This window comes from Rhodococcus oxybenzonivorans, assembly GCF_003130705.1.
Lineage (GTDB): Bacteria > Actinomycetota > Actinomycetes > Mycobacteriales > Mycobacteriaceae > Rhodococcus_F > Rhodococcus_F oxybenzonivorans.
Genome location: NZ_CP021354.1, coordinates 2,729,920 through 2,754,514, shown reverse-complemented (window position 1 = coordinate 2,754,514; position 24,595 = coordinate 2,729,920). Strand labels below are relative to the sequence as shown.

Annotated in this window: 24 protein-coding genes; 9 read left to right on the top strand and 15 right to left on the bottom strand. The window is 65.6% G+C overall.

What is annotated here, in order from left to right:
- Positions 1 to 40 precede the first annotated feature (40 nt).
- The 5 genes from pheS to infC all read right to left on the bottom strand — a co-directional run bounded on the left by pheS (position 41) and on the right by infC (position 3,403).
- On the bottom strand, positions 41 to 1,111 hold the full coding sequence (gene pheS / locus CBI38_RS13150; RefSeq protein WP_109335054.1) for a phenylalanine--tRNA ligase subunit alpha: 1,071 nt from the start codon (positions 1,109 to 1,111) through the stop codon (positions 41 to 43).
- Between the two features lie 92 nt (positions 1,112 to 1,203).
- Entirely contained in the window at positions 1,204 to 2,013 is an 810-nt protein-coding gene (locus tag CBI38_RS13145; RefSeq protein ID WP_109329425.1) for a TrmH family RNA methyltransferase, read from the bottom strand.
- 38 nt (positions 2,014 to 2,051) lie between these two features.
- Entirely contained in the window at positions 2,052 to 2,441 is a 390-nt protein-coding gene (rplT, locus tag CBI38_RS13140; RefSeq protein ID WP_005247385.1) for a 50S ribosomal protein L20, read from the bottom strand.
- A gap of 64 nt (positions 2,442 to 2,505) precedes the next feature.
- On the bottom strand, positions 2,506 to 2,700 hold the full coding sequence (gene rpmI, locus CBI38_RS13135; protein WP_109329424.1) for a 50S ribosomal protein L35: 195 nt from the start codon (positions 2,698 to 2,700) through the stop codon (positions 2,506 to 2,508).
- Between the two features lie 61 nt (positions 2,701 to 2,761).
- The gene (infC, locus tag CBI38_RS13130; protein ID WP_109329423.1) at positions 2,762 to 3,403 is read right to left on the bottom strand and encodes a translation initiation factor IF-3; all 642 of its coding nucleotides are present in this window, start codon (positions 3,401 to 3,403) and stop codon (positions 2,762 to 2,764) included.
- Between the two features lie 374 nt (positions 3,404 to 3,777).
- On the opposite strand from infC, the gene CBI38_RS13125 reads away from it, so the two are divergent.
- Both CBI38_RS13125 and CBI38_RS13120 read left to right on the top strand, forming a co-directional pair.
- Positions 3,778 to 4,164 carry a DUF1844 domain-containing protein gene (locus CBI38_RS13125; RefSeq protein ID WP_230990166.1) on the top strand — a complete coding sequence of 129 codons (387 nt, stop codon included), beginning with the start codon at positions 3,778 to 3,780 and terminating at the stop codon, positions 4,162 to 4,164.
- Positions 4,165 to 4,176: 12 nt separating this feature from the next.
- Positions 4,177 to 4,911: an alpha/beta fold hydrolase gene (locus tag CBI38_RS13120; RefSeq protein WP_109329422.1), complete on the top strand. Its 735-nt coding sequence runs from the start codon at positions 4,177 to 4,179 to the stop codon at positions 4,909 to 4,911.
- 6 nt (positions 4,912 to 4,917) lie between these two features.
- Here the strand turns inward: CBI38_RS13120 and uvrA are convergent, their stop codons facing one another.
- Entirely contained in the window at positions 4,918 to 7,938 is a 3,021-nt protein-coding gene (gene uvrA, locus CBI38_RS13115; RefSeq protein ID WP_201453567.1) for an excinuclease ABC subunit UvrA, read from the bottom strand.
- A gap of 152 nt (positions 7,939 to 8,090) precedes the next feature.
- Between uvrA and CBI38_RS13110 the strand changes: the two genes are divergently transcribed.
- The 4 genes from CBI38_RS13110 to CBI38_RS13095 all read left to right on the top strand — a co-directional run bounded on the left by CBI38_RS13110 (position 8,091) and on the right by CBI38_RS13095 (position 12,667).
- Positions 8,091 to 8,780: an MBL fold metallo-hydrolase gene (locus CBI38_RS13110; RefSeq protein ID WP_109335052.1), complete on the top strand. Its 690-nt coding sequence runs from the start codon at positions 8,091 to 8,093 to the stop codon at positions 8,778 to 8,780.
- Positions 8,781 to 8,905: 125 nt separating this feature from the next.
- Positions 8,906 to 9,844, top strand: a complete 939-nt coding sequence (locus tag CBI38_RS13105) for a DoxX family protein (RefSeq protein ID WP_109329420.1) — start codon at positions 8,906 to 8,908, stop codon at positions 9,842 to 9,844.
- 157 nt (positions 9,845 to 10,001) lie between these two features.
- Entirely contained in the window at positions 10,002 to 12,284 is a 2,283-nt protein-coding gene (locus CBI38_RS13100) for a HelD family protein (RefSeq protein ID WP_109329419.1), read from the top strand.
- Entirely contained in the window at positions 12,281 to 12,667 is a 387-nt protein-coding gene (locus tag CBI38_RS13095) for a DUF732 domain-containing protein (protein WP_109329418.1), read from the top strand. The genes CBI38_RS13100 and CBI38_RS13095 overlap by 4 nt, the downstream gene beginning before the upstream one ends.
- Before the next feature lie 15 nt (positions 12,668 to 12,682).
- On the opposite strand, the gene CBI38_RS13090 is transcribed toward CBI38_RS13095, so the two are convergent.
- The 3 genes from CBI38_RS13090 to uvrB form a co-directional block, all read right to left on the bottom strand.
- The gene (locus CBI38_RS13090; protein ID WP_109329417.1) at positions 12,683 to 13,135 is read right to left on the bottom strand and encodes a universal stress protein; all 453 of its coding nucleotides are present in this window, start codon (positions 13,133 to 13,135) and stop codon (positions 12,683 to 12,685) included.
- Positions 13,136 to 13,334: 199 nt separating this feature from the next.
- Entirely contained in the window at positions 13,335 to 14,207 is an 873-nt protein-coding gene (locus CBI38_RS13085; RefSeq protein ID WP_109329416.1) for an SCO6745 family protein, read from the bottom strand.
- Positions 14,208 to 14,229: 22 nt separating this feature from the next.
- Complete coding sequence (gene uvrB / locus CBI38_RS13080; protein WP_109329415.1) at positions 14,230 to 16,392, bottom strand: excinuclease ABC subunit UvrB; 2,163 nt, start codon at positions 16,390 to 16,392, stop codon at positions 14,230 to 14,232.
- A gap of 76 nt (positions 16,393 to 16,468) precedes the next feature.
- Between uvrB and CBI38_RS13075 the strand changes: the two genes are divergently transcribed.
- On the top strand, positions 16,469 to 16,984 hold the full coding sequence (locus tag CBI38_RS13075) for a ribonuclease FAU-1 family protein (RefSeq protein ID WP_109329414.1): 516 nt from the start codon (positions 16,469 to 16,471) through the stop codon (positions 16,982 to 16,984).
- Positions 16,985 to 16,986: 2 nt separating this feature from the next.
- Here CBI38_RS13075 and coaE read toward each other — a convergent pair whose 3' ends face one another.
- Positions 16,987 to 18,201: a dephospho-CoA kinase gene (gene coaE / locus CBI38_RS13070; protein ID WP_109335051.1), complete on the bottom strand. Its 1,215-nt coding sequence runs from the start codon at positions 18,199 to 18,201 to the stop codon at positions 16,987 to 16,989.
- Between the two features lie 169 nt (positions 18,202 to 18,370).
- On the opposite strand from coaE, the gene CBI38_RS13065 reads away from it, so the two are divergent.
- Positions 18,371 to 18,592, top strand: a complete 222-nt coding sequence (locus tag CBI38_RS13065; protein ID WP_109329413.1) for a hypothetical protein — start codon at positions 18,371 to 18,373, stop codon at positions 18,590 to 18,592.
- Positions 18,593 to 18,745: 153 nt separating this feature from the next.
- Here the strand turns inward: CBI38_RS13065 and rpsA are convergent, their stop codons facing one another.
- The gene (rpsA, locus tag CBI38_RS13060) at positions 18,746 to 20,233 is read right to left on the bottom strand and encodes a 30S ribosomal protein S1 (protein WP_109329412.1); all 1,488 of its coding nucleotides are present in this window, start codon (positions 20,231 to 20,233) and stop codon (positions 18,746 to 18,748) included.
- A gap of 214 nt (positions 20,234 to 20,447) precedes the next feature.
- Between rpsA and CBI38_RS13055 the strand changes: the two genes are divergently transcribed.
- Entirely contained in the window at positions 20,448 to 21,344 is an 897-nt protein-coding gene (locus CBI38_RS13055; protein ID WP_109329411.1) for a class I SAM-dependent methyltransferase, read from the top strand.
- A 27-nt stretch (positions 21,345 to 21,371) separates the two neighbouring features.
- Here the strand turns inward: CBI38_RS13055 and CBI38_RS13050 are convergent, their stop codons facing one another.
- The 4 genes from CBI38_RS13050 to CBI38_RS13035 are packed head-to-tail and all read right to left on the bottom strand — an operon-like array spanning position 21,372 to position 24,578.
- Positions 21,372 to 22,151, bottom strand: a complete 780-nt coding sequence (locus tag CBI38_RS13050) for an ABC transporter permease (RefSeq protein ID WP_109329410.1) — start codon at positions 22,149 to 22,151, stop codon at positions 21,372 to 21,374.
- Entirely contained in the window at positions 22,148 to 22,840 is a 693-nt protein-coding gene (locus CBI38_RS13045; protein WP_109329409.1) for an ABC transporter ATP-binding protein, read from the bottom strand. Before CBI38_RS13045 ends, CBI38_RS13050 begins: the two co-directional genes overlap by 4 nt.
- Positions 22,837 to 23,598, bottom strand: coding sequence for an amino acid ABC transporter ATP-binding protein (locus CBI38_RS13040; RefSeq protein WP_109329408.1), 762 nt, complete (start codon positions 23,596 to 23,598; stop codon positions 22,837 to 22,839). The genes CBI38_RS13045 and CBI38_RS13040 overlap by 4 nt, the downstream gene beginning before the upstream one ends.
- Entirely contained in the window at positions 23,595 to 24,578 is a 984-nt protein-coding gene (locus CBI38_RS13035; RefSeq protein WP_109335050.1) for an amino acid ABC transporter permease, read from the bottom strand. Before CBI38_RS13035 ends, CBI38_RS13040 begins: the two co-directional genes overlap by 4 nt.
- Positions 24,579 to 24,595 lie beyond the last annotated feature (17 nt).

The window sequence follows — 24,595 nt, the reverse complement described above, 5'->3', positions numbered from 1 at the left end:
TGAAATGTCGTGACTGTGGACGGATGCGGCGCGATCGCGCTCAGCCCTGGACGCCGAAGGGCAGCGTGAACCGCACGTCACCCTCGACGATGTCGCGCATGTCCGGGATGCCGTTCCGGAACTGCAGCGTGCGTTCGAGACCCATACCGAACGCGAACCCGCTGTACACGTCGGGGTCGATCCCGCAGGCACGCAACACGTTCGGGTTGACCATCCCGCAGCCACCCCACTCGACCCAACCGGCGCCGCCCTTCTTGTTCGGAAACCAGACGTCCACCTCCGCGGAGGGTTCCGTGAAAGGGAAGTAGTTGGGACGCATCCGGGTTCGGGTGTCCGAGCCGAACAGCGCCCGGGCGAAGGCGTCGAGCGTGCCCCGCAAGTGGGCCATAGTGAGGCCCTTGTCGACGGCGAGGCCCTCTACCTGATTGAAGACAGGGGTGTGTGTGGCGTCGAGTTCGTCGGTGCGGAAGGTGCGTCCGGGGCACACCACATAGATGGGAAGTTCCCGGGAGAGCATCGTGCGCACCTGAACCGGCGACGTATGCGTGCGCAGTACCTGACGCGACCCCTCCGGGGCGATGTGGAACGTGTCCTGCATCGTCCGCGCGGGGTGGTCGGGAAGGAAGTTGAGCGCGTCGAAGTTGAAGTGCTCGGTTTCTACTTCCGGGCCTTCGGCGACCTCCCAGCCCATACCCACGAACACGTCCGCGACCTGTTCGGAGATGATGCTGATCGGGTGCCGGGCCCCTACCGGCTGACGCTGCGACGGCAGCGTGACGTCGATGGCCTCGGCGACGAGCACTGCGGCATCACGTTCGGCCAGCAGCACGGCGCGCCGATCGTCGAAGGCCACGCTGATCCGGGTGCGGGCGACGTTGACGCGCTTCCCTGCGTCGGCCTTCTCCTTGCCCGGAAGGGCTCCGAGTCCACGGCGAGCGAGGGCGATGGGCGACTTGTCACCCATGTGGTCGACTTTCGCCTTGGCGAGGTCGTCCAGGTTCGCAGCGGCGGAGAATGCCTTCTCGGCGTTTTCCACTGCCGCAGTCAAGGCCTCTTCGGTGAGCGCACTCGCATCGACCTCGGGTGACGCAGCGCCCTCTTTTTTAGCCACGACCGGTGCCACTCCTTCAGTTCTTCTCGGCAGACTCTCGACGAGCCGAAACGGCTCCTCGGGAGAATCCTATGCGATCGAAATTTTCGGTTTCAGCTGTCGGTTCGCGTGCGGTTCTGGACCCGCGCACTCGAGTACAGGCAGATTGCTGCCGCGGTCGCCAGGTTCAGGCTCTCGGCACGGCCGTGGATCGGGATGCGCACCCGGTGATCCGCCCTCGCCGCCACGTTCACGTCGAGGCCGTGGGCCTCGTTCCCGAACAACCACGCCGTCGGGCGCGACAACAGGTCGTCGGCGTCGTCGAGGTCTACTTCACCGTCCGCCGCGGTGGCAAGCAATTGGATGCCTGCCGCGCTGATCGCGTCCAGGACAAGAGCCGTATTCCGCTCACGCACCAGCGGAAGATGGAACAAGCTGCCCGCGGACGCGCGAACGCACTTCCCGTTGTGCGGGTCGACGCTGTCGCCCGCCAGAATGGCAGCGTCTGCACCCACCGCATCGGCTACCCGGATAACTGTCCCTGCATTGCCCGGTTCTGCCACCGCGACCGGGACCGCAAGTAGCCGCGTCCCCGGACCCACCGCCTCCGGCAGCGGAACGTCGAGGAGGTCACAGACGGCGACCAGTCCGGGTGGAGTGACCGTGTCGCTGAGACCACGCACCGCCCGGTCCGTCACCAGCGACGTCCGAACTCCGATGGTTTCGGCCCGGCCGATCAACTCGGCGTACCGCTGCAGCGCGCCCTCGGTGTAGAAGAGATCGTGCACGGCGCGGGTACCCAGCGCCTCCCCCACCGCGTTCTCCCCCTCCACGAGGAACCGCCCTGCCTTGCGCCGTTCCGCCGTGCGCAGGAGCTTCACAGCAGAAACGACCCGCGGGGTGCGCTCGGTGAGCGGGTCCACGGGTCGTTTCCGGTCTGCTGAACTGCGGGGTGCGAGACTCAGGCTGCTTCTCCGGCCGGAGCGTTCACATCAGCCGGGAGCGCTGCCTTGGCGAGAGCCACGAGACCGGCGAACGCAGCGGCGTCCGACACGGCGAGCTCGGCCAGGTTCTTGCGGTCCACCTCGATCTCCGCGAGACGCAGACCCTGGATCAGACGGTTGTACGTGATGTCGTTCGCACGTGCAGCAGCGTTGATACGCGTGATCCACAGCTTGCGGAAGTCGCCCTTGCGCGCACGACGGTCACGGTAGGCGTAGGTCAGCGAGTGGAGCTGCTGTTCCTTGGCCTTGCGGTACAGACGTGAGCGCTGTCCGCGGTAGCCGCTGGAGGCTTCGAGAATCGAACGACGCTTCTTCTGGGCGTTTACCGCCCTCTTTACGCGTGCCACTGAAAAATCCTGTCAATCTTGGGGCGGTTAGCTGCCCCGGGTGGTCAGTAAAAGGGGTGTCGACTCAGATGTCGAGCAGGCGCTTGATGCGCGGGGTGTCAGCCTTGCTGACGACAGCCGTGCCATCGAGGCGACGAGTCACCTTGGTGGGCTTGTGCTCGAGCAAGTGGCGGCGACCGGCCTTCTGGCGCAGGATCTTTCCGGTGCCGGACACCTTGAATCGCTTCGCGGTGCCGCTGTGGGTCTTCGACTTGGGCATGGAGTCCTCAGTTCTGTGTTTCCGGATCTCTGAACATCCGGATCGTGCTGGTGGAGTCGGACTAGCTGGTGGGCGCTTCGCCGGGCGTACTTCCGCCCGCCGGCTCCGACGGCGCCTGTTCGGCCGGCGCCGGAACTGCACGCTGAGCCGGAGGCGCCGCTGCGCTCTCCTGTGCCTTGACGCGTGTCTTCGCGCCCTTGTGCGGAGCGAGCACCATCGTCATGTTCCGGCCGTCCTGCTTGGCGGACGTCTCGACGAACCCGAGATCGGCAACGTCTGCACCGAGACGCTGCAGCAACCGGAAGCCGAGTTCCGGCCGCGACTGCTCACGTCCACGGAACATGATGGTGACCTTGACCTTCGACCCGGCTTCGAGGAAGCGAACGACATTCCGCTTCTTGGTCTCGTAGTCGTGATCGTCGATCTTCGGACGGAGCTTCTGCTCCTTGATGACCGTGAGCTGCTGGTTCTTCCGCGACTCACGCGCCTTCTGCGCTGCCTCGTACTTGAACTTGCCGTAGTCCATGATCTTGCAGACCGGCGGGCGAGCGTCGGGGGCCACCTCGACCAGGTCGAGATCGGCCTCGAGGGCCAAGCGGAGTGCATCTTCAACACGCACGATGCCAACCTGTTCACCTCCGGGTCCGACGAGGCGGACCTCGGGAACTCGGATGCGATCGTTGATGCGGGTCTCAGTGCTGATGGGGCCTCCTAGGTTGAACGGTCTGGTCTCGAGACCGCCAGCAGCCCGTACGCCCGGATTCCCAACAAAAAAGCCCCGCTGCGGTGAAAATTCACCATGCGGGGCCCGATGTCGACCGATCAGACAATCTCACGGCTTGCGCCGCTCCACCATCTCCTCGCGTGAGGAACCTGAATCGAGGCACGCCTCGAAGCAGGTGACCGGACCACTGAACTGCAGTTTCACTGCCGCGCAGAGGTGGGAGTCGGACTCCACTTGCTGCCCCCGACAAAATCCGAAGGCGGTCGTTGGGTCAAGGGTAACATTTGCGCACCTCGTCGGCTAATCGACACCGGCGCGTTGCGGGTGAACGCCGAGATGGAAAGCTCTTCCGCATGACGCAGAACTCCGACGACGCCCTTACCGGCGGTGGCCTGAATGACAACGGGGACCAGAATACCGAAGTGCGTGAGCTGGCCGAAGTGCCCGCAGTCGAGGTGATCAGCCGCGCGGCGGTCATGCTGATGAGTTCGGCGGCCGAAAAGCTCGGCCTGTCGGATCCGGACCCCGAGTCCAGCCCGCACCTCGACCTCGACGAGGCGCGGCGCGTCATCACCGCACTCGCCGGCCTGGTCACTGCCTCGATCGAATACCTCGGACCGCACGCCGGACCCATCCGCGAGGGATTGCAGGCACTGCAGCGCGCATTTCGTGAGGCATCGTCGCATCCCGACGAACCCGGCAAGGGTCCCGGCGAGAAGTACACCGGCCCGGTGTACTGAGTGGCGAGGCAGATGACAACTTCCGCTACCACGCAAGCGCACATCGTCCTTGTTCCCGGTTTCTGGCTCGGCGCGTGGGCCTGGGAGTCGGTCGCGGCCGACCTGCGGGACCGCGGCCATCATGTGACGGCCGTGACACTGCCAGGACTCGACTCGGTCGATACGGATCGCAGCCGCATAGGCCTCGATGATCACATCTCCGCGGTAGCCGGCGCGGTCGCAGCCACGCCAGCGTCGGAGCGGGCAGTCCTCGTCGCCCACAGCGGTGCAGGGCCGGTGGCCTACGCCGTGACTGATCGCATTCCGGACGCGCTGGCGCGAGTCATCTACGTCGACTCAGGTCCTCTTCAGGACGGCGCAGCCCTGCGGAACGACCTCGATCCGGCGGCCACGGAGTTTCCGCTGCCCGGCTGGTCGGAGCTGGAAGCCGAGGGCAACAGCCTGGAGGGACTGGACGAGGCCATGCTCGAGACATTCCGCAGTCGAGCCGTGCCCGAACCCGCAGGGCCCGCCAGGGCACCGTTCGCACTGCGCAACAGCCGCCGCCTGGAGGTGCCCACCACAGTGATCTGCACCAGCTTCCCGTCCGAGGCCATCCGGCAGCTCGCCGGCGTGGGCCACCCGATGGCCGCCGAACTGGGCCGGATCACGAACGTCGACTACGTCGACCTTCCCACCGGCCACTGGCCGATGTGGTCTCGGCCGGCCGACCTCGCCGAGGAGATCGACGCGGCCGCCGCTCGATAGTCGACGTCAGCCCACTGCCGCGGTGTTCTTCGGTGCCCGCTTCCGCGACGTCACCGACTTCACCGCAGTGGTGGCTTTCGCGGAACCGGCCTTCGGCGAGGCCGGGGATTTCGCCGAAGCAGCTTTCGCCGACTTGCCCGCTCTGGCCGGCTTCTTCTTCTGCGCAGGTGTCACCGCGAGAACGCTGTCGAGGAACTTCCCGGTGTAGCTCTCGGGGACCTGAGCCACCTCTTCCGGGGTGCCCTGGGCCACCACTGTTCCCCCGCCGGATCCACCTTCCGGTCCCATGTCGACCACCCAGTCGGACGTCTTGATCACGTCGAGGTTGTGCTCGATGACGATGACGGTGTTGCCCTTGTCGACCAACCCGTTGACGACCCCGAGCAGCTTGCGGATGTCCTCGAAGTGCAGACCAGTCGTGGGCTCGTCGAGGATGTACACCGTGCGCCCCGTCGACCGCTTCTGCAGTTCCGCGGCGAGCTTCACGCGCTGGGCCTCACCCCCGGACAACGTGGGTGCCGGCTGACCGAGGCGCACATACCCGAGGCCGACCTCCACCAGCGTCTTCAAGTAGCGGTGGATCGAGGTGATCGGCTGGAAGAAGTCCGCGGCTTCCTCGATGGGCATGTCGAGCACCTCTGCGATGGTCTTGCCCTTGTAGTGCACTTCGAGGGTCTCCCGGTTGTACCGCGCGCCGTGGCACACCTCGCACGGAACGTAGACGTCGGGCAGGAAGTTCATTTCGATCTTCAGGGTGCCGTCGCCGGAGCATGCCTCGCACCGACCGCCCTTGACGTTGAACGAGAATCTGCCGGGCTGGTATCCGCGCACTTTCGCTTCGGTCGTGGACGCGAACAGAGTGCGGATCTTGTCGAACACGCCGGTGTACGTGGCCGCGTTCGATCGCGGTGTGCGTCCGATCGGCGACTGGTCCACCTGCACCAGCTTGTCGAGCTGATCGAGCCCGTTGATGCGGGTGTGACGACCGGGCACCTGCCGCGCACCGTTGAGTTTGTTGGCCATGACGGTGGCAAGAATGTCGTTGACGAGTGTCGACTTGCCGGAGCCGGAGACACCGGTGACCGCCGTGAGCACACCCAGCGGGAAGCTCACATCGATACCGCCGAGGTTGTGTTCCCGCGCGCCGATGACGGTGACCTGGCGTTTGCGGTCCACGGGACGCCGAATGGCCGGAACCTCTATGTGGCTGCGGCCCGACAGGTAGGCGCCGGTCAGCGACTCCTCGCACTCGAGCAGTTCCTCGTACGGGCCACTGTGTACGACCTTGCCTCCGTGTTCACCGGCGAGCGGGCCGATGTCGACGACCCAGTCCGAGGTCCGGATGGTGTCCTCGTCGTGCTCGACCACGATGAGAGTGTTACCGAGGTCCCGCAGACGCGTAAGGGTCTCGATGAGTCGACGGTTGTCGCGCTGATGCAGGCCGATGGACGGCTCGTCCAGCACGTACAGCACACCCACCAGGCCGGAGCCGATCTGCGTGGCGAGCCGGATGCGCTGCGCTTCACCACCGGACAGCGTGCCTGCGGCCCGCGCGAGGGACAGGTATTCGAGTCCGACGTCGAGGAGGAATCCGAGACGGGCCTGAACTTCCTTCAGCACCTGACCGGCAATTGCTTCCTCGCGACTGCCCAATGTGAGGCTGTTGAGGAAATCGGCACAATCGGAGATCGACAGCTCACACACTTCAGCGATCGACTTCTTGCCGAACTTCTCGCTCGCAATGGTGACGGAGAGAATTTCCGGACGCAGGCGTGCGCCTGCACACGCGGGACACGGTGTGTCGCGCATATAGCCGTCGTACCGCTCCTTCATCTGATCAGACTCGGTCTGGTCGAGTCGGCGGTGCAGGAAGGGCATGACCCCTTCGAACTCGGCGTAGTACGAACGGGTACGCCCGTACCGGTTCTTGTACCGGACGTGCACCTGCTCCTCGCTACCCTCGAGGATGGCTCGGCGCGCCTTCGCCGGAAGCTTGTTCCACGGCGTCTTCATATCGAAGCCGAGGATGTCTCCCAAGCCGGACAACAGCCGTCCGAAGTACTCGGAACTCTGCCCCATCGACCAGGGTGCGATGGCACCGTCCTCGAGAGACAACTCGGGGTCCGGCACGACGAGGTCGGGGTCGACTTCCTTGCGGATGCCGAGACCGGTGCATTCCGGGCAGGCACCGTACGGGGAGTTGAACGAGAAGGAACGCGGCTCGAGGTCGTCGATGGACAGGGCATGGCCGTTGGGGCATGCGAGCTTCTCCGAGAAACGGCGTTCACGATCGGCGGCATTTTCTTCGCGATCGACGAAGTCGAGCACCACGATGCCTTCGGCGAGCCGCAGTGCCGTCTCGACGGAATCCGTGAGGCGCTGCTTGGAACTGGCCTTGACGGTGAGACGGTCGACGACCACCTCGATATCGTGCTTCTCCTGCTTCTTCAGCTTCGGAGGATCGGTGAGCGGATACACCACGCCGTCTACCCGCACACGCGAATAACCCTGGACGTTCAGTTGATCGAAGAGGTCGACGAACTCACCTTTGCGGGTGCGGACCACCGGAGCGAGTACCTGAAAGCGGATGCCCTCTTCCATGTCGAGCACCTGGTCGACGATCTGCTGCGGCGTCTGCCGGGCGATCTGCTCACCACACACCGGGCAGTGAGCCGTGCCTGCCCGCGCGTAGAGGAGTCGAAGGTAGTCGTAGACTTCGGTGATCGTGCCCACGGTGGAACGCGGGTTCCGGTTGGTCGACTTCTGGTCGATGGACACCGCGGGCGACAAGCCCTCGATGAAGTCGACGTCCGGCTTGTCCATCTGACCGAGGAACTGGCGTGCGTATGCCGACAGCGACTCGACATAGCGTCGCTGACCCTCGGCGAAGATCGTGTCGAACGCCAGGCTCGACTTACCTGAGCCCGACAAGCCGGTGAACACGATCAGGCTGTCGCGGGGTAGATCGAGATCGACCCCTCGCAGATTGTGCTCACGGGCACCCCGCACGATAAGGCGATCCGCCACTCCAATTCCCTTCATTGTTCGACGGCCGAGGACGCTGCGCGTTCGTCGGGTCCTCCAGCCGTGTCATGGTAAGCGCGGCCACCGACACGTTTCTGCCGGACGGATGGCCGCCTGCCACTCACCTGCCTGTATTCGACGGTAGCCTCCCCACCATGACCGAGCAGCCCATGGTGATAGAAGACTCGTATACCGGCCACGTCTCCCCCGGCTCGGCGCCTCGACGCCGGACCGTTCCCGGAGCCACGATCACGAAGATGTCCGTCGGCCCCATGGACAACAACGTGTACCTGGTCGTCTGTTCCGCGACCGGAAAATCAGTCCTGATCGACGCCGCCAACGAGGCCGAACGGCTCGAACAGTTGATCCGCGAACACGCACCTTCCCTCGAACTGATCGTGACGACCCACCAGCACGGTGACCACTGGCTCGCCCTCGAAGCGGTCACCGCCGCGACCGGAGTACCCACGGCCGCCCATCCCCTCGATGCGAAAGCACTGCCGGTCCGGCCCGACCGTCTCCTCGACGACGGCGACACCCTGACCGTCGGTGAGGTCACCTTCGACGTGATCCACCTCGCGGGTCACACCCCCGGTTCGATCGCACTGGCGTTCGCGGAGGCGGGCAACGGACGCACTCACCTGTTCACCGGCGACTCACTCTTCCCCGGCGGAGTCGGCAAAACCGCTGATGCGGATATGTTCGCGTCGTTGCTGAACGATGTGGAGCAGAAGTTGTTCGCTCGCTATCCCGACGACACCGTCGTCTACCCCGGTCACGGCGACGACACGACCCTCGGTACCGAGCGTCCGCACCTCGGCGAGTGGCGCGACCGCGGTTGGTGAACCGCCCGACTGGGTACTGGGGAAGGGGCAGCCGGTCGGAAGTACAAGACTGTCGTACTCGGGACGGCTGCCTCGAACTCTCGTTAGTGTGAGACGGGAGAAACTCGATGATTGGGAGGCTAGGAATGCTTGTCCGTCGTATCGCTCGCCCACTGCTGTCGGCCGTGTTCATCAGCGGAGGGATCGATGCACTCCGAAATCCGGCACCGAGGGCCCAGGCCGCAGGACCGCTGATCGACAAGTCGACCGAAACGCTTCCTGAGTCCGTCACGCAGAAGATCCCGTCCGACCCGGAGACGCTGATCAAGATCAACGCAGCCGTGCAGATCGGCGGTGGTGTTCTGCTGGCCACGGGCAAGGCGCCTCGTCTCGCGTCCCTGGCGCTGGCCGGAAGCCTTATTCCCACGACGGTGGCGGGCCACGCCTTCTGGAACGAGACCGATCCCGCCGCGAAAGCTGCCCAGCGCACCCAGTTCCTCAAGAATGTCAGTTTGCTCGGTGGTCTGCTGATCGCCGCAGTCGACACGGAAGGCAAGCCGTCGCTGGGGTGGCGTGGGCGCCGCGCCGCACGGGCAGCCCAGGCCAGTGTGGCGGCTGCGCTTCCACTCGGATCGAGCGACGATCATCACGGACCTGAGATCGCCGAAGCTCTGGCCGCGGCGGCGGAGCGGGCCAGGGTGCTTTCCGGTGAAGCCGCGGAGCGCGGTTCCGGCCTGCTGGAGATCGCCAAGGAACGTGTGACGCCCATCGCGAGGGTCGCGGCGGACCGCGGCGCGGAGTGGGTGGACGTTGCCAAGGACCGGGGCGCGGAGTTGGTCGACGTCGCCAAGGACCGCGGCGCGGAGTTGGTGGATGTCGCCAAGGACCGCGGCCCTGTCCTGGCCGAACTCGCTCGGGAGAAGGGTGCCGACTTGGCAACGGTGGCCGCAGAACGGAGCGAGGTTGCGGGCAAGGCCGCCCGCAAGCAGGCGGAAATCGCTCGTAAGCAGGCCGAAATCGCCCGCGAGAAGGCGGAGCTCGCGTTGGAGAAGGCGCGCGCCAAGAAGATCGATCTGACGCACTGACGTCATGCTGCGGCGTCGACGCCCGCCGCAGACCATCTGATCGGCCCCGGAGAATGCCCTGACCTGCGACATCGGCGGGAGCACTCCGGGGCCGACTAGACTGTCCAGGCACTTTTGCAGCCGCGCGATCTGCAGCCGAACCAGTCAAGGAGACCTCTTGCCCGACCAGGACACGTCACACGACGAGCGCGAGCTCGAGCAGCAGTACGTGACGATGCTCTACCACCGACTGGACGGGCTTCGCGACTATGCGGCCACCCGGTTGAGCCGTGTTCTGCTCGAGACCGGCGGTACCCCCCAGGCACGCAGTGAGCGCGAATCGTTCAACCAGCTCTACACCGAGGACCTCGCCAAGTATGACGCCGCCGAAAACGGCCTCTGCTTCGGAAAGATCGATCTGGACGGCGAGCACCGTTACATCGGGCGTCTCGGCATCCTGGACGAGGAAAACGACTACGAGACCATGCTGCTCGATTGGCGTGCGCCTCTGGCGCGCCCCTTCTACCTCGCGACCCCCGCCGCACCCGATGGTGTGACGCGACGCCGCCACATCCGTACGCGAAGCAGACGAGTGACGGCGGTCAACGACGAGTACTTGGATCTCGCGGCCGCGGAGGCCGCCGGGACCGTCACCGGTTCCGACGGTGTCGCGGGTGAGAGCGCCCTGCTGGCCGCATTGAACGCTGCCCGCACCGGGCAGATGAACGACATCGTCGAGACCATCCAGGGTGAGCAGGACGCCATCATCAGGTCCGAGCACAAGAGCGTCCTGGTGGTGCAGGGCGGTCCGGGTACGGGAAAGACCGCTGTGGCCCTACATCGTGCCGCCTACCTTCTGTACACCTACCGTCAGCAGCTCGCGAAAGCCGGTGTCCTCATCATCGGCCCGAACGCCACGTTCCTCGACTACATCGGCCAGGTCCTGCCGTCGCTCGGTGAGACGGGTGTGCTGCTCTCCACTATCGGCGACCTCTACCCCGGTGTCCGTGCCACGCGCGAGGACAGTCTCGAGGCCGGAACGATCAAGGGCTCCCTCGACATCCTCGATGTGCTGAAGAAGGCGGTCCGGGACAGGCAGGAGGTGCCGGCGCGGCCGATCGAGCTGACCTTCGACACCTACCGAATCACGTTGGATCGCAAGGTGGTCACGCGTGCCCGTGGCCGGGCGCGGTCGTCGCGGCGTCCCCACAACCTGGCCCGGCCGATCTTCGTGTCGGCGGTGATCGACGCCCTCGCCCAGCAACTCGCCGACACGCTCGGCGCCAACGTCGTCGACGGCGGCAACCTCCTCAGCCGGGAGGACATCGCCGACATGCGCGATGAGATGCGTGAAGACCCGGACATCATGAGCGCGGTCAGCGCACTGTGGCCGGAGCTGACTCCGCAGCGGGTCCTCGCAGAGTTGTTCGCCTCGCCGAAGCGACTGGCCGACGCCGCGCCCCAGTTGACCGAGGTTCAACGCGCCGCATTGCACCGCACCGAGTCCGGAGGGTTCAGTGCCGCCGACGCACCGCTACTGGACGAACTCGCCGAACTCCTCGGAGTGGACGACGCCGCCGAACGGGAACGGGCGCGGCGGCAGTGGCGGGCTCAGATCGCCGATGCGCAGGGCGCACTCGACATTCTCACCGGTTCTGCGCCCCAGGATCTCGAAGACGAGTTGGATCCCGAAATCCTCATGGCCTACGACCTCATCGACGCGAGCCAGCTCGCCGAGAGACACGACGTGGGAGCACACCAGACGACGGCCGAGCGTGCGGCCGGTGACCGCACCTGGACCTACGGACACGTGATCGTCGACGAGGCACAGGAGCTGTCCGAGATGGCCTGGCGCATGCTGATGCGTCGCATCCCGAATCGATGGATGACCCTGGTCGGTGACACCGCCCAAACAGGTGACCCCGCCGGAACATCCTCTTGGCAGCGGATATTGGAACCATACGTTGCCCAACGCTGGAAGCTGACGGAGCTGACAGTCAATTACCGCACCCCGGCAGAGATCATGACAACGGCGCGCCGGGTGCTCGCCGAGATCGACGCCGAGCAGACGGTACCGCGCTCGGTCCGGGAATCCGGCTTCGTGCCGTGGTCCCGAAACGTGGCCACGTCGGATGTGACGGACACGGTCCGTGCTTGTGTGGCAGAGGAAACCGGCCCGGGCACCACGGCCGTGATCGGGGATCACGGCCTCGTGGCGGCCCTCGCAGATCTTCGCTCCGATTCGGTGAGCGTCCTGACCGTGAAGGATGCCAAGGGCTTGGAGTTCGACTCGGTGCTGATCGTCGAACCGCAGAGCATCGTCGACGAGTCGCCGCGGGGAATGAACGACCTCTACGTCGCGCTCACCCGCGCCACTCAGCGTCTCGGGGTTGTCCACGCGCGGCCCCTGCCCGCGGCCTTGTCCGATCTGACACCCGCAACGGCGGCGAACCCGTCGTGACGTCGTTCGGGCGGAGCTTGCTGATCGGGTGCGCCTGTGCCCTCGGAACTGTGGCGTTCAGCGCCTGTTCCCAGGCCACTGCCGCCGACGACACGTCGGCAAGCGCGGCAGCGACGACAACCGCGTCCAGCAACATCGACGCCCGTGGATTGCGGTATCAGCAGACATTGGTCGATGCCGGACTCCCCGCCATTCCAGCGGACACCGTCATGGCCATCGCCAACGGCGTCTGCGGGCAGCTGTCCTGGGGAACCGATGAGGCGACCATCATGGAGCACTTGACGCCGATGGCGCAGTTCGCCTCGGCCGCATCGGATACGCACCTGACCACCGAGCAGGTGGCGCGGGTATTCCTCGATGCGGCCGAGGCGAATTACTGCTGACTGATCAGGCGCCGCTCAGCGGACCGTGTGGACGATCAGAACGTCGGACGTGGACTTGCGGGCCGCGTCCGAGGGAACGGAGCCGAGCAGTCGTCCGGTCAAGGTGTTGAGGCCGCGGTTTCCGATCACCAGAAGCCCGCCGTCGACCTCGTCGACCAACGCGAGAAGGGACTCGACGGGCGCACCCACGACTGCCCGTTCCACGACATCCTTGGCCCCGGTGGCGTGGGCGCGCTCCTTCGCGGTACGCAGGATCTCGTATGTGGGCGCGGAACCGGTGATCTGGTAGGCCTCGTCGCCCAGCGCATCAGCCGCATGGCCGACGTCCTTGGGATCAGCCGGGTAGTACGCACACGCGATGATCAGCTTGGCCCCGGCGTCCCCCGCAATAGCAGCGGCCTTTTCGACGGCCCGAAATGACGACTCGGAGCCATCGGTTCCGACGACAACGGTCCGGTAGGCGCTCATTCATTCCTCCATGTCTGGGGTGGTCACTTGGCCGGGGCCCCGCACACGTCGTGTCCGGACCCAGCGGCCACTGCGCTGACCCTAGCGGTATCGGTGCGTACATAGGGGTATTTGCAGCACAAGCCACAACGCACCGCCCCCCTGCGTGATCAGTCACATTGCCGCGCTGTCCGCGTCTGTGACCTCCCCCGACGAGAAATCAGCTCGCGGTGCGGACCTTCGGACCGAACACTCCTGCGGGGAATACCCCGGCGGCCACGACGGTGTCGCGCCACGGCGTCGCGAGCTCGACCACGCGTGCCACCCCGTCTTCACCGAGCGCCGCCCACGGTGTGACCGCAATATCGTCGGTGAGGTCCTCGATCAGATTGCGCAGGTCGCTGCCGTCCGCGGTGAGTTCACCGCGAGCGTCCAGCAACTCCCGATCTCGAAGGCTGTCGCAGGCGGCGTTCCACTGCTCCTCGCTCCACCCGCGACGGGTCAGCGCGAACTTTTTCTGGAACCCGCGGCCTGTCGCGGTATGGGTGATCAGCGCCTCGAGCCCGCTCAGACCGGCGGTCTGCAACGCAGCGGTATGCCCGTCGCCGCGATACTCGCGCAACACTGTCAGGGCATGCCAGAAGCTGAGATGCGGCGCCGACGGCCACTCCAACGCCGCGTAACCGGCGTAGAGCGGCCTGCCTTCGACCCCGGGGATGCCCCGCGCCGCGGTCGACAGCAGGTCGGCCGCCTCCGCCATCTCCGGTGACGCGATGACGGACTCCCCCAGCAGGCGGACATACGCCTCACCGACCGCACGGTAGCGAGCCTCGACAATGGCGTGCGGCGCAGCCAGATCCCACGCCCGCGGGATCACCGCGGCGACGGCGTCGGGGCTGAAATTGAAGAAAGCGGCGGTGACGACCCCTGCATTCACCGCACCCATGGGAGCCGCCCGACCGGCGAAGTAGCCCATCCGGCCCGGCTCCAACCCCACCTCGGCCAGTCGTTCCCCGACCTCGGGTACGAAGTAGCTCAGGGAATGAAGCAACTCCAACGATCGAGCGGCTCGACCGGCGCTCTGTGCATCCATGAGTCAGACGGTACTGCCTCGGCTACTTCAGGCCCGCGGCGTCCATCCCACGCAACTCCTTCTTCAAGTCCGCGATCTCGTCGCGTAACCGTCCGGCAAGCTCGAATTGGAGGTCGCGTGCAGCGTTCATCATCTGATCCGTCAACTGCTTGACCAGGTCGGCCAGCTCGGCCCTCGGCATCGACTTGGTGTCGCGGCCTTCGTAGACGCCCGCACTGACCGCGCGGCCGGCTTCACCCTGGGCCCGGCGACCGCGCGAGGCGTTGCGTCCGGAACCACCCACGTCGACGCCGGCAGCGGTGTCCTCGGCCTCCTCGTACACCTGATCGAGGATGTCTGCGATCTTCTTGCGCAGCGGCTGCGGATCGACGCCCATCTTCTTGTTGTAGGCGATCTGCTTCTCGCGGCGCCGCTCGGTCTCCTCGATGGCGTGCTGCATCGAGTCGGTGATCTTGTCGGCATACATGTGGACCTGACCGGACACGTTACGAGCTGCGCGACCGATCGTCTGAATCAGACTCGTCGAGCTGCGCAGGAAGCCCTCCTTGTCGGCGTCGAGGATCGCCACCAAGGACACCTCCGGCAGGTCGAGTCCCTCACGCAGAAGGTTGATACCGACGAGCACGTCGTACTCACCGAGCCGCAACTGGCGGAGAAGTTCGACGCGACGCAGCGTGTCGATGTCCGAGTGCAGGTACCGGACCCGGATACCGAGCTCGAGTAGGTAGTCGGTGAGGTCTTCCGACATCTTCTTCGTCAGTGTCGTGACGAGCACCCGCTCGTCGCGGTCGGCCCGCTCCCGGATCTCGTGAACGAGGTCGTCGATCTGCCCCTTGGTGGGCTTCACCACCACTTCCGGGTCGACCAGACCGGTGGGACGGATCACCTGCTCGACGAACTCACCGCCGGCCTGGCCCAGCTCGTACTTGCCGGGTGTCGCCGACAGGTACACCGTCTGCCCGATGCGCTGCGTGAATTCTTCCCACGTAAGCGGTCGGTTGTCGGTGGCCGAAGGGAGCCGGAATCCGAACTCGACGAGATTCCGTTTCCGGGACATGTCACCCTCGTACATCGCTCCGATCTGCGGCACGGTGACGTGCGACTCGTCGATGACGAGCAGGAAGTCCTCGGGAAAATAGTCGATGAGCGTGGCGGGAGCGGTACCCGGGCCGCGTCCGTCGATGTGCCGCGAGTAGTTCTCGATTCCGGAGCAGAATCCGACCTGCTTGATCATTTCGAGGTCGTACTGGGTGCGCATCCGCAACCGTTGCGCCTCGAGCAACTTTCCCCGGTTCTCGAGGTCGGCGAGGCGTTCCTCGAGTTCGGCTTCGATGTCTTTGACCGCCCGCTCCATCCGTTCGGGACCCGCCACGTAGTGGGTTGCCGGGAAGATGCGCACGGAGTCGACCTGACGGACGACGTCGCCGGTGAGCGGATGCAGGTAGTACAGCGCTTCGATCTCGTCACCGAAGAATTCGATGCGGACGGCCAACTCCTCGTACGACGGAATGATCTCGACGGTGTCGCCCCGGACCCGGAAGGAACCGCGGGTGAACGCCAGGTCGTTACGCGTGTACTGAACATCGACGAGAAGCCGGAGGAGCGCGTCGCGCGGAACCTCGACACCTACTTCGAGTTGCACCGACCGGTCGAGGTACGACTGCGGAGTGCCCAGGCCGTAGATGCACGACACCGAAGCCACGACCACCACGTCTCGACGGGAGAGCAGGCTCGACGTCGCCGAGTGGCGAAGGCGCTCGACGTCGTCGTTGACCGACGAGTCCTTCTCGATATAGGTGTCGGTCTGAGCGATGTACGCCTCGGGCTGGTAGTAGTCGTAGTACGACACGAAGTACTCGACTGCGTTGTGAGGCAGCATGTCGCGCAGTTCGTTGGCGAGCTGCGCCGCGAGAGTCTTGTTGGGCGCCATGACCAGCGTGGGACGCTGCACTTTCTCGATGAGCCACGCCGTGGTGGCGGACTTGCCGGTACCGGTGGCGCCGAGCAGGACCACATCCTTCTCGCCCGCGTTGATCCGCTTCTCGAGTTCCGCGATGGCCGCCGGCTGGTCACCGGCGGGTTTGTGATCGCTGACGACCTCGAACCGCGCCTCCGACCGCTCGATCTCGCCGATGGGTCGGAACTCGGAATGTGCTACCACCGGGTGCTCGGATGCAAACGCCATGTCACCAGGGTAAGCGCAGGGACCGACAAGGTCCCGACCTGCGCCGGCGGCAGCGCAGTGCCGTAGGTTCTGCCTCATGGAAGGCGCTGCTCATCCGCACCCACCCAAGATCGAATACTTCGATCTCCGCAACAGCACCAACACGGATCCGAAAGGATTCGTCCGTCCGGTGGAGCAATTCCGCGTCGAGCCGTGGGGGCTCTACATGGCGCGGACGGCCGACCATCGGCAGTTCGACTACCTCGAGTCGTGGCTGCTTCCCGACCTGGGACTCCGGGCATCCATTTTCCATTTCCGGCCGGAGCATCGGCGGGACCAGGACCACTACGTCGACATCGGCGTGTTCACTCGGGGCGACGATGTCTGGACGTCGGAGGACCACTACCTCGATCTGGTCGTGCGAACCGGGCGGAGCACCGAATTACTGGATGTGGACGAGTTGATGGAGGCGCACAGCGCCGGTCTGCTCGATACGGCCACCGCCGAGAAGGCGATCACTACCGCCGTCGCCGCCATCGAGGGCCTGGCCACACACGGCCACGACCTCGGGCGGTGGCTGGCCTCGCTCGGAATGCCGATCGACTGGCGGTGATGTCAGGCCTTCCAGCCAGCGCGATCGGCCCATTTCCAGGCCCGGGAGTAGGCCGTGTCGAACCAGGGAGACTTCGCGTCGATGTAGGCGGTGACCGCGTCCTCGTACGAGCTGTGGTCGGCGGCCTTGTCGGCCGCGCCCACCTTGATGTCGGTGTACTCGGCCCGGACATCCGGATCGGCTCGGAGCCAGTCCCGAAACACCAGTGCGAACTGCTGTCCAGGCCATCCATCGACCCGAAGATGAATGTTGACCGGCCGGCCCGGATCGGCTCCCCCGTGAATTCTCTTGTCCCACAACGCTGGATCGGTCTCGCCACCGAGATAGGATGGCTTGGGATCGTCCGACGTGATGTGCTCGATGCGAGGAAAGCCCGCCTCGGCGAGCGGTTCGGCGAGTTCGTCCGCCGTCGCGAGGTCGGCAACGGTGACTTGCAAATCGATGACGTCCGTTGCCGGCATACCCTCGACCGCGGTAGACCCGATGTGATCGACCCGCACCGCCCGGTCCCCGCACACCAACTGCAGTCGGGCGATCAACCGCGCGGCCTCTCCCGCCCACCGCGGATCCGGCGCCACGAGTACAGGCAACGGCCGCACGACGGTGCGGGTACGGATATTGGACGCGAAGGGGGCGATCCGCTCCGACCACAGGGCCCTGACCACGGGTTCGAGCGCCCCGGGCTCCCCACTGTTGTCGAGTAGGACGTCCGCGGCTGCCCGCCGCTGCTCGTCGTCCGCCTGCGCGGCGATCCTCGCCCGCGCGTCCGCTTCCGGCATGCCTCGGGACCCGACGAGTCTGCGTACCCGTTCCTCCGCGTCGACTAACACGATCAGGACCAGATGGAACGCGGCGCCCATACCGCCCTCGACCAGCAACGGAATGTCCTGTACCAGCACCGCGTCTGCCGCTGCTGAATCGATGAGTTCCGCCGTGCGCGCACCGACGAGTGGATGCACGATCGAGTTCAGCGCCAACCGCGATTCCTCGTCCGCGAAGGCACGTGCCGCCAGGGCCGCCCGGTCGAGCGCCCCGGCCTCCGTGAGGATGTCGTTGCCGAATCGCTCCACGAGAGCGATCAAGCCGGGGGTGCCCGGCTCGACGACCTCACGGGCGATCAGGTCTGCGTCGACGATCACGGCACCCAGTTCCACCAGGATCTTCGACACGGTGGACTTGCCGGCTCCAATGCCTCCGGTGAGGCCGATTCTCAACACGTCACCCAGTGTGGCATCCACCCTGCCCTCGCCTGCGCGGCCCCACCGACATCATCTCCCCCACCGTTACCGGCAGACTCACCGATCCCAAATACCACCGATCGGCAGCACGGTCGGTTATGTTCTAGCGAACGGCCCGACCTGCACCTTCTCGAAGAAGAGGAACGCCATGCGCGAGCAACGCCTTCAGCCCGGTCGGCACCGCCTCGGCACTGCGGGTGGCGTGCATTGCCTCGAGATTCCCGCGGTTGCGTCGGCACTCGCCGAGCATCGGCGGACGTGGCTCACCGCGATGATCAGCCAGGGCAAGCACAGCTTCGCGTCGATGCGTAAACGCTCGGAGGGCCAGGCGTCGTCGTCGAGTTACTGGATTCCCGTCACCGCGAACTGAACCCCCAGCGTCCTTCCACGCGACTGTGGCCCGGCCTTCACCAAAGGCCGGGCCACAGTCGTTTTGGGCGGCAGCACCGACAAAAGAACCCCGCTCCTGCCGTGGCAGGAGCGGGGTCTCGTTTTCTGCGCCTGACTGCGTCAGGCGGGCCTACTAGGCGTTGCCCGACAGCTTCTCGCGCAGAGCGGCGAGCTGTGCATCGCTCGCAAGCGATCCACCAGCAGATTCGGACGCCGGAGCCGATGCGGACGACGACGCGGTATCGGCATCGCCTGCGCCCGACTCCGAGGAGTAGCCGGCAGCAGCGGTGGCAGCCTCGGCGGCCTCGTCTGCAGCGGTCTTCTCCATCTGAGCGGTGTGCATCTTGTGGCGACGCTCAGCCTCGGCGTAGCGGTTCTCCCACTCTTCACGCTGCTTGTCGAAGCCCTCGAGCCATTCGTTGGTCTCGGGATCGAAGCCCTCGGGGAAGATGTAGTTGCCCTGCTCGTCGTAGCTGTCCGCCATGCCGTACTTGGACGGATCGAACTCGGCGTTGTAGTCCTCGTTGGCCTGCTTCAGGGACAGCGAGATACGACGACGCTCGAGGTCGATGTCGATGACCTTGACCAGCGCATCGTCGCCGACCCCGACAACCTGGTCCGGGACCTCGACGTGGCGCTCGGCCAGCTCCGAGATGTGGACGAGGCCTTCGATTCCCTCTTCGACGCGCACGAAGGCACCGAACGGAACCAGCTTGGTGACCTTACCGGGCACGATCTGGCCGATGGCGTGTGTGCGGGCGAACTGACGCCACGGATCTTCCTGGGTGGCCTTGAGCGACAGGGACACGCGCTCGCGGTCGAGATCGACGTCGAGAACCTCGACGGTGACCTCGGTGCCGACCTCGACAACCTCGGACGGGTGATCGATGTGCTTCCAGGACAGCTCGGACACGTGCACCAGGCCGTCGACGCCGCCCAGGTCCACGAAGGCACCGAAGTTGACGATGGAGGACACGACGCCCTTGCGGACCTGGCCCTTCTGGAGCTGGTGCAGGAACTCGCTGCGAACCTCGGACTGCGTCTGCTCGAGCCACGCGCGGCGCGAGAGGACGACGTTGTTGCGGTTCTTGTCGAGTTCGATGATCTTGGCCTCGATCTCCTTGCCGACGTACGGCTGGAGGTCGCGGACACGGCGCATCTCGACGAGCGAAGCGGGAAGGAAGCCACGCAGGCCGATGTCGAGGATCAAGCCACCCTTGACGACCTCGATGACGGTGCCCTTGACGGCCTCGTCCTTCTCCTTGAGCTCCTCGATGGTGCCCCAGGCACGCTCGTACTGAGCGCGCTTCTTCGACAGGATCAGTCGGCCTTCCTTGTCCTCCTTGGTGAGGACGAGAGCTTCGACCTCATCGCCCACGGAGACGACCTCGTTGGGGTCGACGTCGTGCTTGATGGAGAGCTCACGGGAAGGGATGACGCCTTCGGTCTTGTAACCGATGTCGAGCAGAACCTCGTCGCGATCGACCTTGACGATGGTGCCTTCGACGATGTCACCATCGTTGAAGTACTTGATCGTTGCGTCGATGGCGGCGAGGAAGTCCTCGGCGGAGCCGATGTCGTTGACGGCTACCTGCGGCGAGGTGACGGTGGTGGAGGGCATATGTTGAGTTGCTCCGGACGGGTTGTGGTCGGTTGATGGTGTTCTGTCGGACAAAGCACGAGAACAGTGCAACGACACCTGACCGGAACCGAACGAAAACTCGAACCGTACCCAATCGGATGTCGCGCACGTAGACACTCGCGTGCAATAGGCTACGCGCCCCTGGGCAAGCTGGGCAAACCCGGGTCCGTTCCCACGCTCTAGTCTGTTGCGCATGCCCGACTCTCGTGCGACAGATCCCGCCCACTCCCCCGAAGACGACCGCCACGGCACCGCCAACAGTGTCCTCGGAACCGCCGGAGTCAGCCGCATCCGGGTCGACTCGGAGGCCAGCGAACGCGCGAGCCGAGCGTGGTGGGACGCCGACGCCGACGACTACCACCGCACCCATGGCGAGTTCCTCGGGGTGGACGTGGCGGACGGCGAGTTCGTGTGGTGCCCGGAGGGACTTCACGAGGGCGATCACCACCTGCTGGGCGACGTCGCGGGCAAGGACGTCCTCGAAGTCGGCTGCGGCTCCGCTCCCTGCGCACGGTGGCTTGCCGGCCGGGGGGCGCGGGCAGTGGGACTCGACATTTCGCGGGCGATGCTCGACCGCGGCGTCGACGCCATGCGGACGGGAGGACCGGTGGTGCCGCTGATTCAAGCAGGAGCCGAGCACCTCCCGTTCGCGGACGGAAGCTTCGACCTCGCATGTTCGGCTTTTGGCGCAGTTCCGTTCGTCGCCGATTCGGCGGCGGTCATGCGCGAGGTGGGCCGGGTCCTGAGGCCCGGCGGTCTGTGGGTGTTTGCCGTCAACCATCCGATCCGGTGGATCTTCCCCGACGATCCCGGGCCGCGCGGCCTCACCGCCACGCTCCCCTACTTCGATCGCACGCCCTACGTGGAGGTGGACTCGGCCGGCGTGCCGACCTACGTGGAGCACCACCGCACCATCGGTGACCGCGTTCGCGAGATCGTCGCCGCCGGACTCGAAGTGCGCGACATCATCGAGCCCGAGTGGCCCGAATGGCTCGATCGGGAATGGGGTCAATGGAGCCCGCTACGGGGCCAGCTCTTCCCCGGCACGGCGATTTTCAGTTGCCGCAAACCTGTCGCCGACAGCCCGTAGCCAGGGGCAGCCACAGACACCGAGAGGTCAGCGGGCGCGGCCGACCGGAACCAGTCGTTGATCGGCCGTGGTGAGCCTCCGCAGCGTGCCGAGACCCGTCACCACCACAGCGATGACGACGCCGGCCAGAATGACGTACATCAGTGCGAGCTGAGCGAACACCGCTTCCATGGGGTCGACGCCCGCGAGAATCAGACCGGTCATCGCGCCGGGCAGGAACACGATGCCCAGGGCTGCCGTCTGCTCGACCTGGGACGAAATAGCCGTTCGCAGAGCCGACCGTAGCTGCCGATCGAAGGCGCGGCGAGGTGTCATCCCGAGAGCGAGTCCGGCCTCGATCTCCGCGCGATGGTCGGCCACCGACTCACTGACCCGCGCGGCGGCGATGACGGCGGACTTCATCGAGTTTCCGACGATCATGCCGGCGACGGGCACGAGCGTCCGCCCGCTCAGCTCGAAGATCCGAGCGCCGAAGATCACGGCCAGGCCCACCACCGCCACCGCCGCCATGGCGGCCAGCGCGAGGACATACAACTCGGGGACCGCCGGTGCCCGGCGCGTAATCGTGTACGCGGCGAAGAACACGATGCCGATGACCCACAGCCACGACCACCAGAGTGGGGTCTGTGGCCGCACGAGTGGAACCAGCGCCACCCCGACGATCATCATCTGCACGAGGGAACGCGCCACGGAGACGACGATCGGCGTCGTCAGCGAAAGCCGTTGCTGCGCTGAGAGTCCGATTGCCACAGCGACGAAGATCAGCGATGCGAGAAGACCGGCCCATCCGATGATCGTCGAGCTCACGTCTCCGACTCCCCCGCAATGGAACGGTCCGAATAGTCGCCGGGGGCACCGGTATAGACGATGTGACCCGAATCGAGCGCCACGAGGTGATCTGCCAGCCGGCGCATCTGCGCGAGATCATGGGTGACCCAGAGAATGGGCATCCCTTCCTTCGCCAGTCGCAGCACGAGCGACTCGAGCTGCGCCGAAGATTCCGTGTCGAGGGCTGCGGTCGGTTCGTCCGCGAGCAGAACCGACGGCCGGGTCGCGAGCGCCCTGGCCAGGACCATACGCTGCATCTCGCCTCCCGACAGGGTGTCGGCCACCTGCCCGAGCATTGCCGGTTCGAGCCCGACGTGGCGGAGTAACTCACCTCCGCGCGCCTCGTCGACACCGGGGTCGGCGGCACGGAGGTTGTCCAGCACCGTTCCGGGAAATGCGGTGGGCTGCTGGAACACCATGCCCACCGTCCGCCGGTGCGCCAGCACGTCCACGTCGGACAGCGACCGTCCGCGAAACCGAACGACTCCCGTGGTCGGGACCTCCAGCCGGTTGCAGCATCGCAGCAGCGTCGACTTCCCGGCCCCCGAACGCCCCACCAGCACAGTGATTCCCGCTTCCGGAATGGTCACGTCGATGTCGCGCAGCACACGGGTCCCGCCCTGCTCGACGTCGACACCGACGAAGTCGAAGAGCGCCGGCTCGCTCACAGCAACTTCGACAGGAACGCCTTGGTGCGGTCGTGCTGCGGATTGGCCAGCAGTTCGCGTGGCTCTCCCGATTCGACCACCACGCCGGCGTCCATGAACACCAGTTGATCGGCCACCTCGCGGGCGAAACCCATCTCGTGAGTGACCACGACCATGGTCATGCCGCCTGCCGCAAGGTCTTTCATGACGGTGAGGACCTCACCGACGAGTTCCGGGTCGAGCGCCGAGGTGGGCTCGTCGAACAACATCAGCTTCGGGTCCATCGCGAGTGCCCGGGCGATGGCGACCCGCTGCTGCTGACCACCCGACAGTTGGGCAGGGTAGGCGTCGGCTTTCTCGCTCAGCCCGACCTGGGCCAGCAGTTCACGTCCACGCTCGACGGCCTTCTTCTTGCTGAGCCGCTTGACCTGGGTGGGCGCCTCGATGATGTTCTCGAGCGCGGTCCGGTGCGGGAACAGATTGAAGTGCTGGAACACCATGCCGATGTCGCGCCGCTGCTTCGCCGCCGCACGGGGATGCAGTTCGTACAGCTTGCCGTTCCGCTCCGAGTACCCCACGAGTTCACCGTCGACGTAGAGCCGCCCGGCATTGACCTGCTCGAGGTGGTTGATGCAGCGCAGGAATGTCGACTTGCCGGACCCCGAGGGGCCGACCAGGCACAGCACCTGCCCGCGGCCGATTTCGAGTGAAATGCCCTTGAGTACTTTGAGCGCACCGAAGTTCTTGCACACCTGGTCCGCCTTGACCATCGGCGTCATTTTCGTTCCCCTCCGGGTGTGTCGGGCAGCGTCTCGGGGCCGGGTTCGATCACCAGCGGCTTGCCCTGCGCGTCGGCGAGCGCCTGCAACTGCCGGGCGGTGAGCTTGCGCGTCGCGCCCTTCGAGTAGTACCGCTCGAGGTAGAACTGCCCGATCATCAGGAGACTCGTAATGGCGAGGTACCAGGTGGCCGCGACCATCAGCAACGGAATCGGCTGGAAGTTGGCACCCGAAATGTCTCTGGCACGGCCGTACAGTTCGAGGCTGTACGGGACCGCGGTGACCAGCGAGGTGGTTTTCAGCATGCTGATCAGTTCATTGCCGGTGGGCGGGATGATGACCCGCATCGCCTGTGGCAGCACTGTCCGCCGCATCGTCTGCGACCACGTCATGCCCAGCGCCACCGACGCCTCGGTCTGCCCCTCGGCGACCGAGTTGACGCCGGCCCGGACGATTTCGGCCATGTACGCGGCCTCGTTGAGGCCCAGGCCGATCACCGCGAACAGGAAGGCCGCGTTGATGCCCTGCAGGTCGATGTGCACGAACTGGTGCACGAAGGGGATGCCGAGGTCGAGTTGCTTGTAGATGGACGGGAACAGGCCCCAGAACACCAACTGGACGTACACCGGGGTGCCGCGGAAGATCCACAGATAACCCCAGGACGACGCCTTGAGCACCGGGTTCGGCGACAACCGCATGACAGCGAGCAGCACGCCGAGCACGATGGCAATCGCCATCGACAGAATCGTCAGCTGAATCGTGTTCCAGGCCGCTGCGGAAATTCGCGCGTCGAACAGGTAGCGGATGTAGATGTCCCAGCGATACGCCTCGTTCGTGCGGGCACCGTTGACGAACAGAGCGAGGAGTGACCCGACGACGATCGCAGCGATCCAGCGCCCGGGCCGTCGCAGCGGGATCGCTTTGATCGGCTCGGGATCCGAACCCGTCGCGGTCGAGACATCGCCCGGCACCTTTTCCAGATCAGACACTCGTCAAC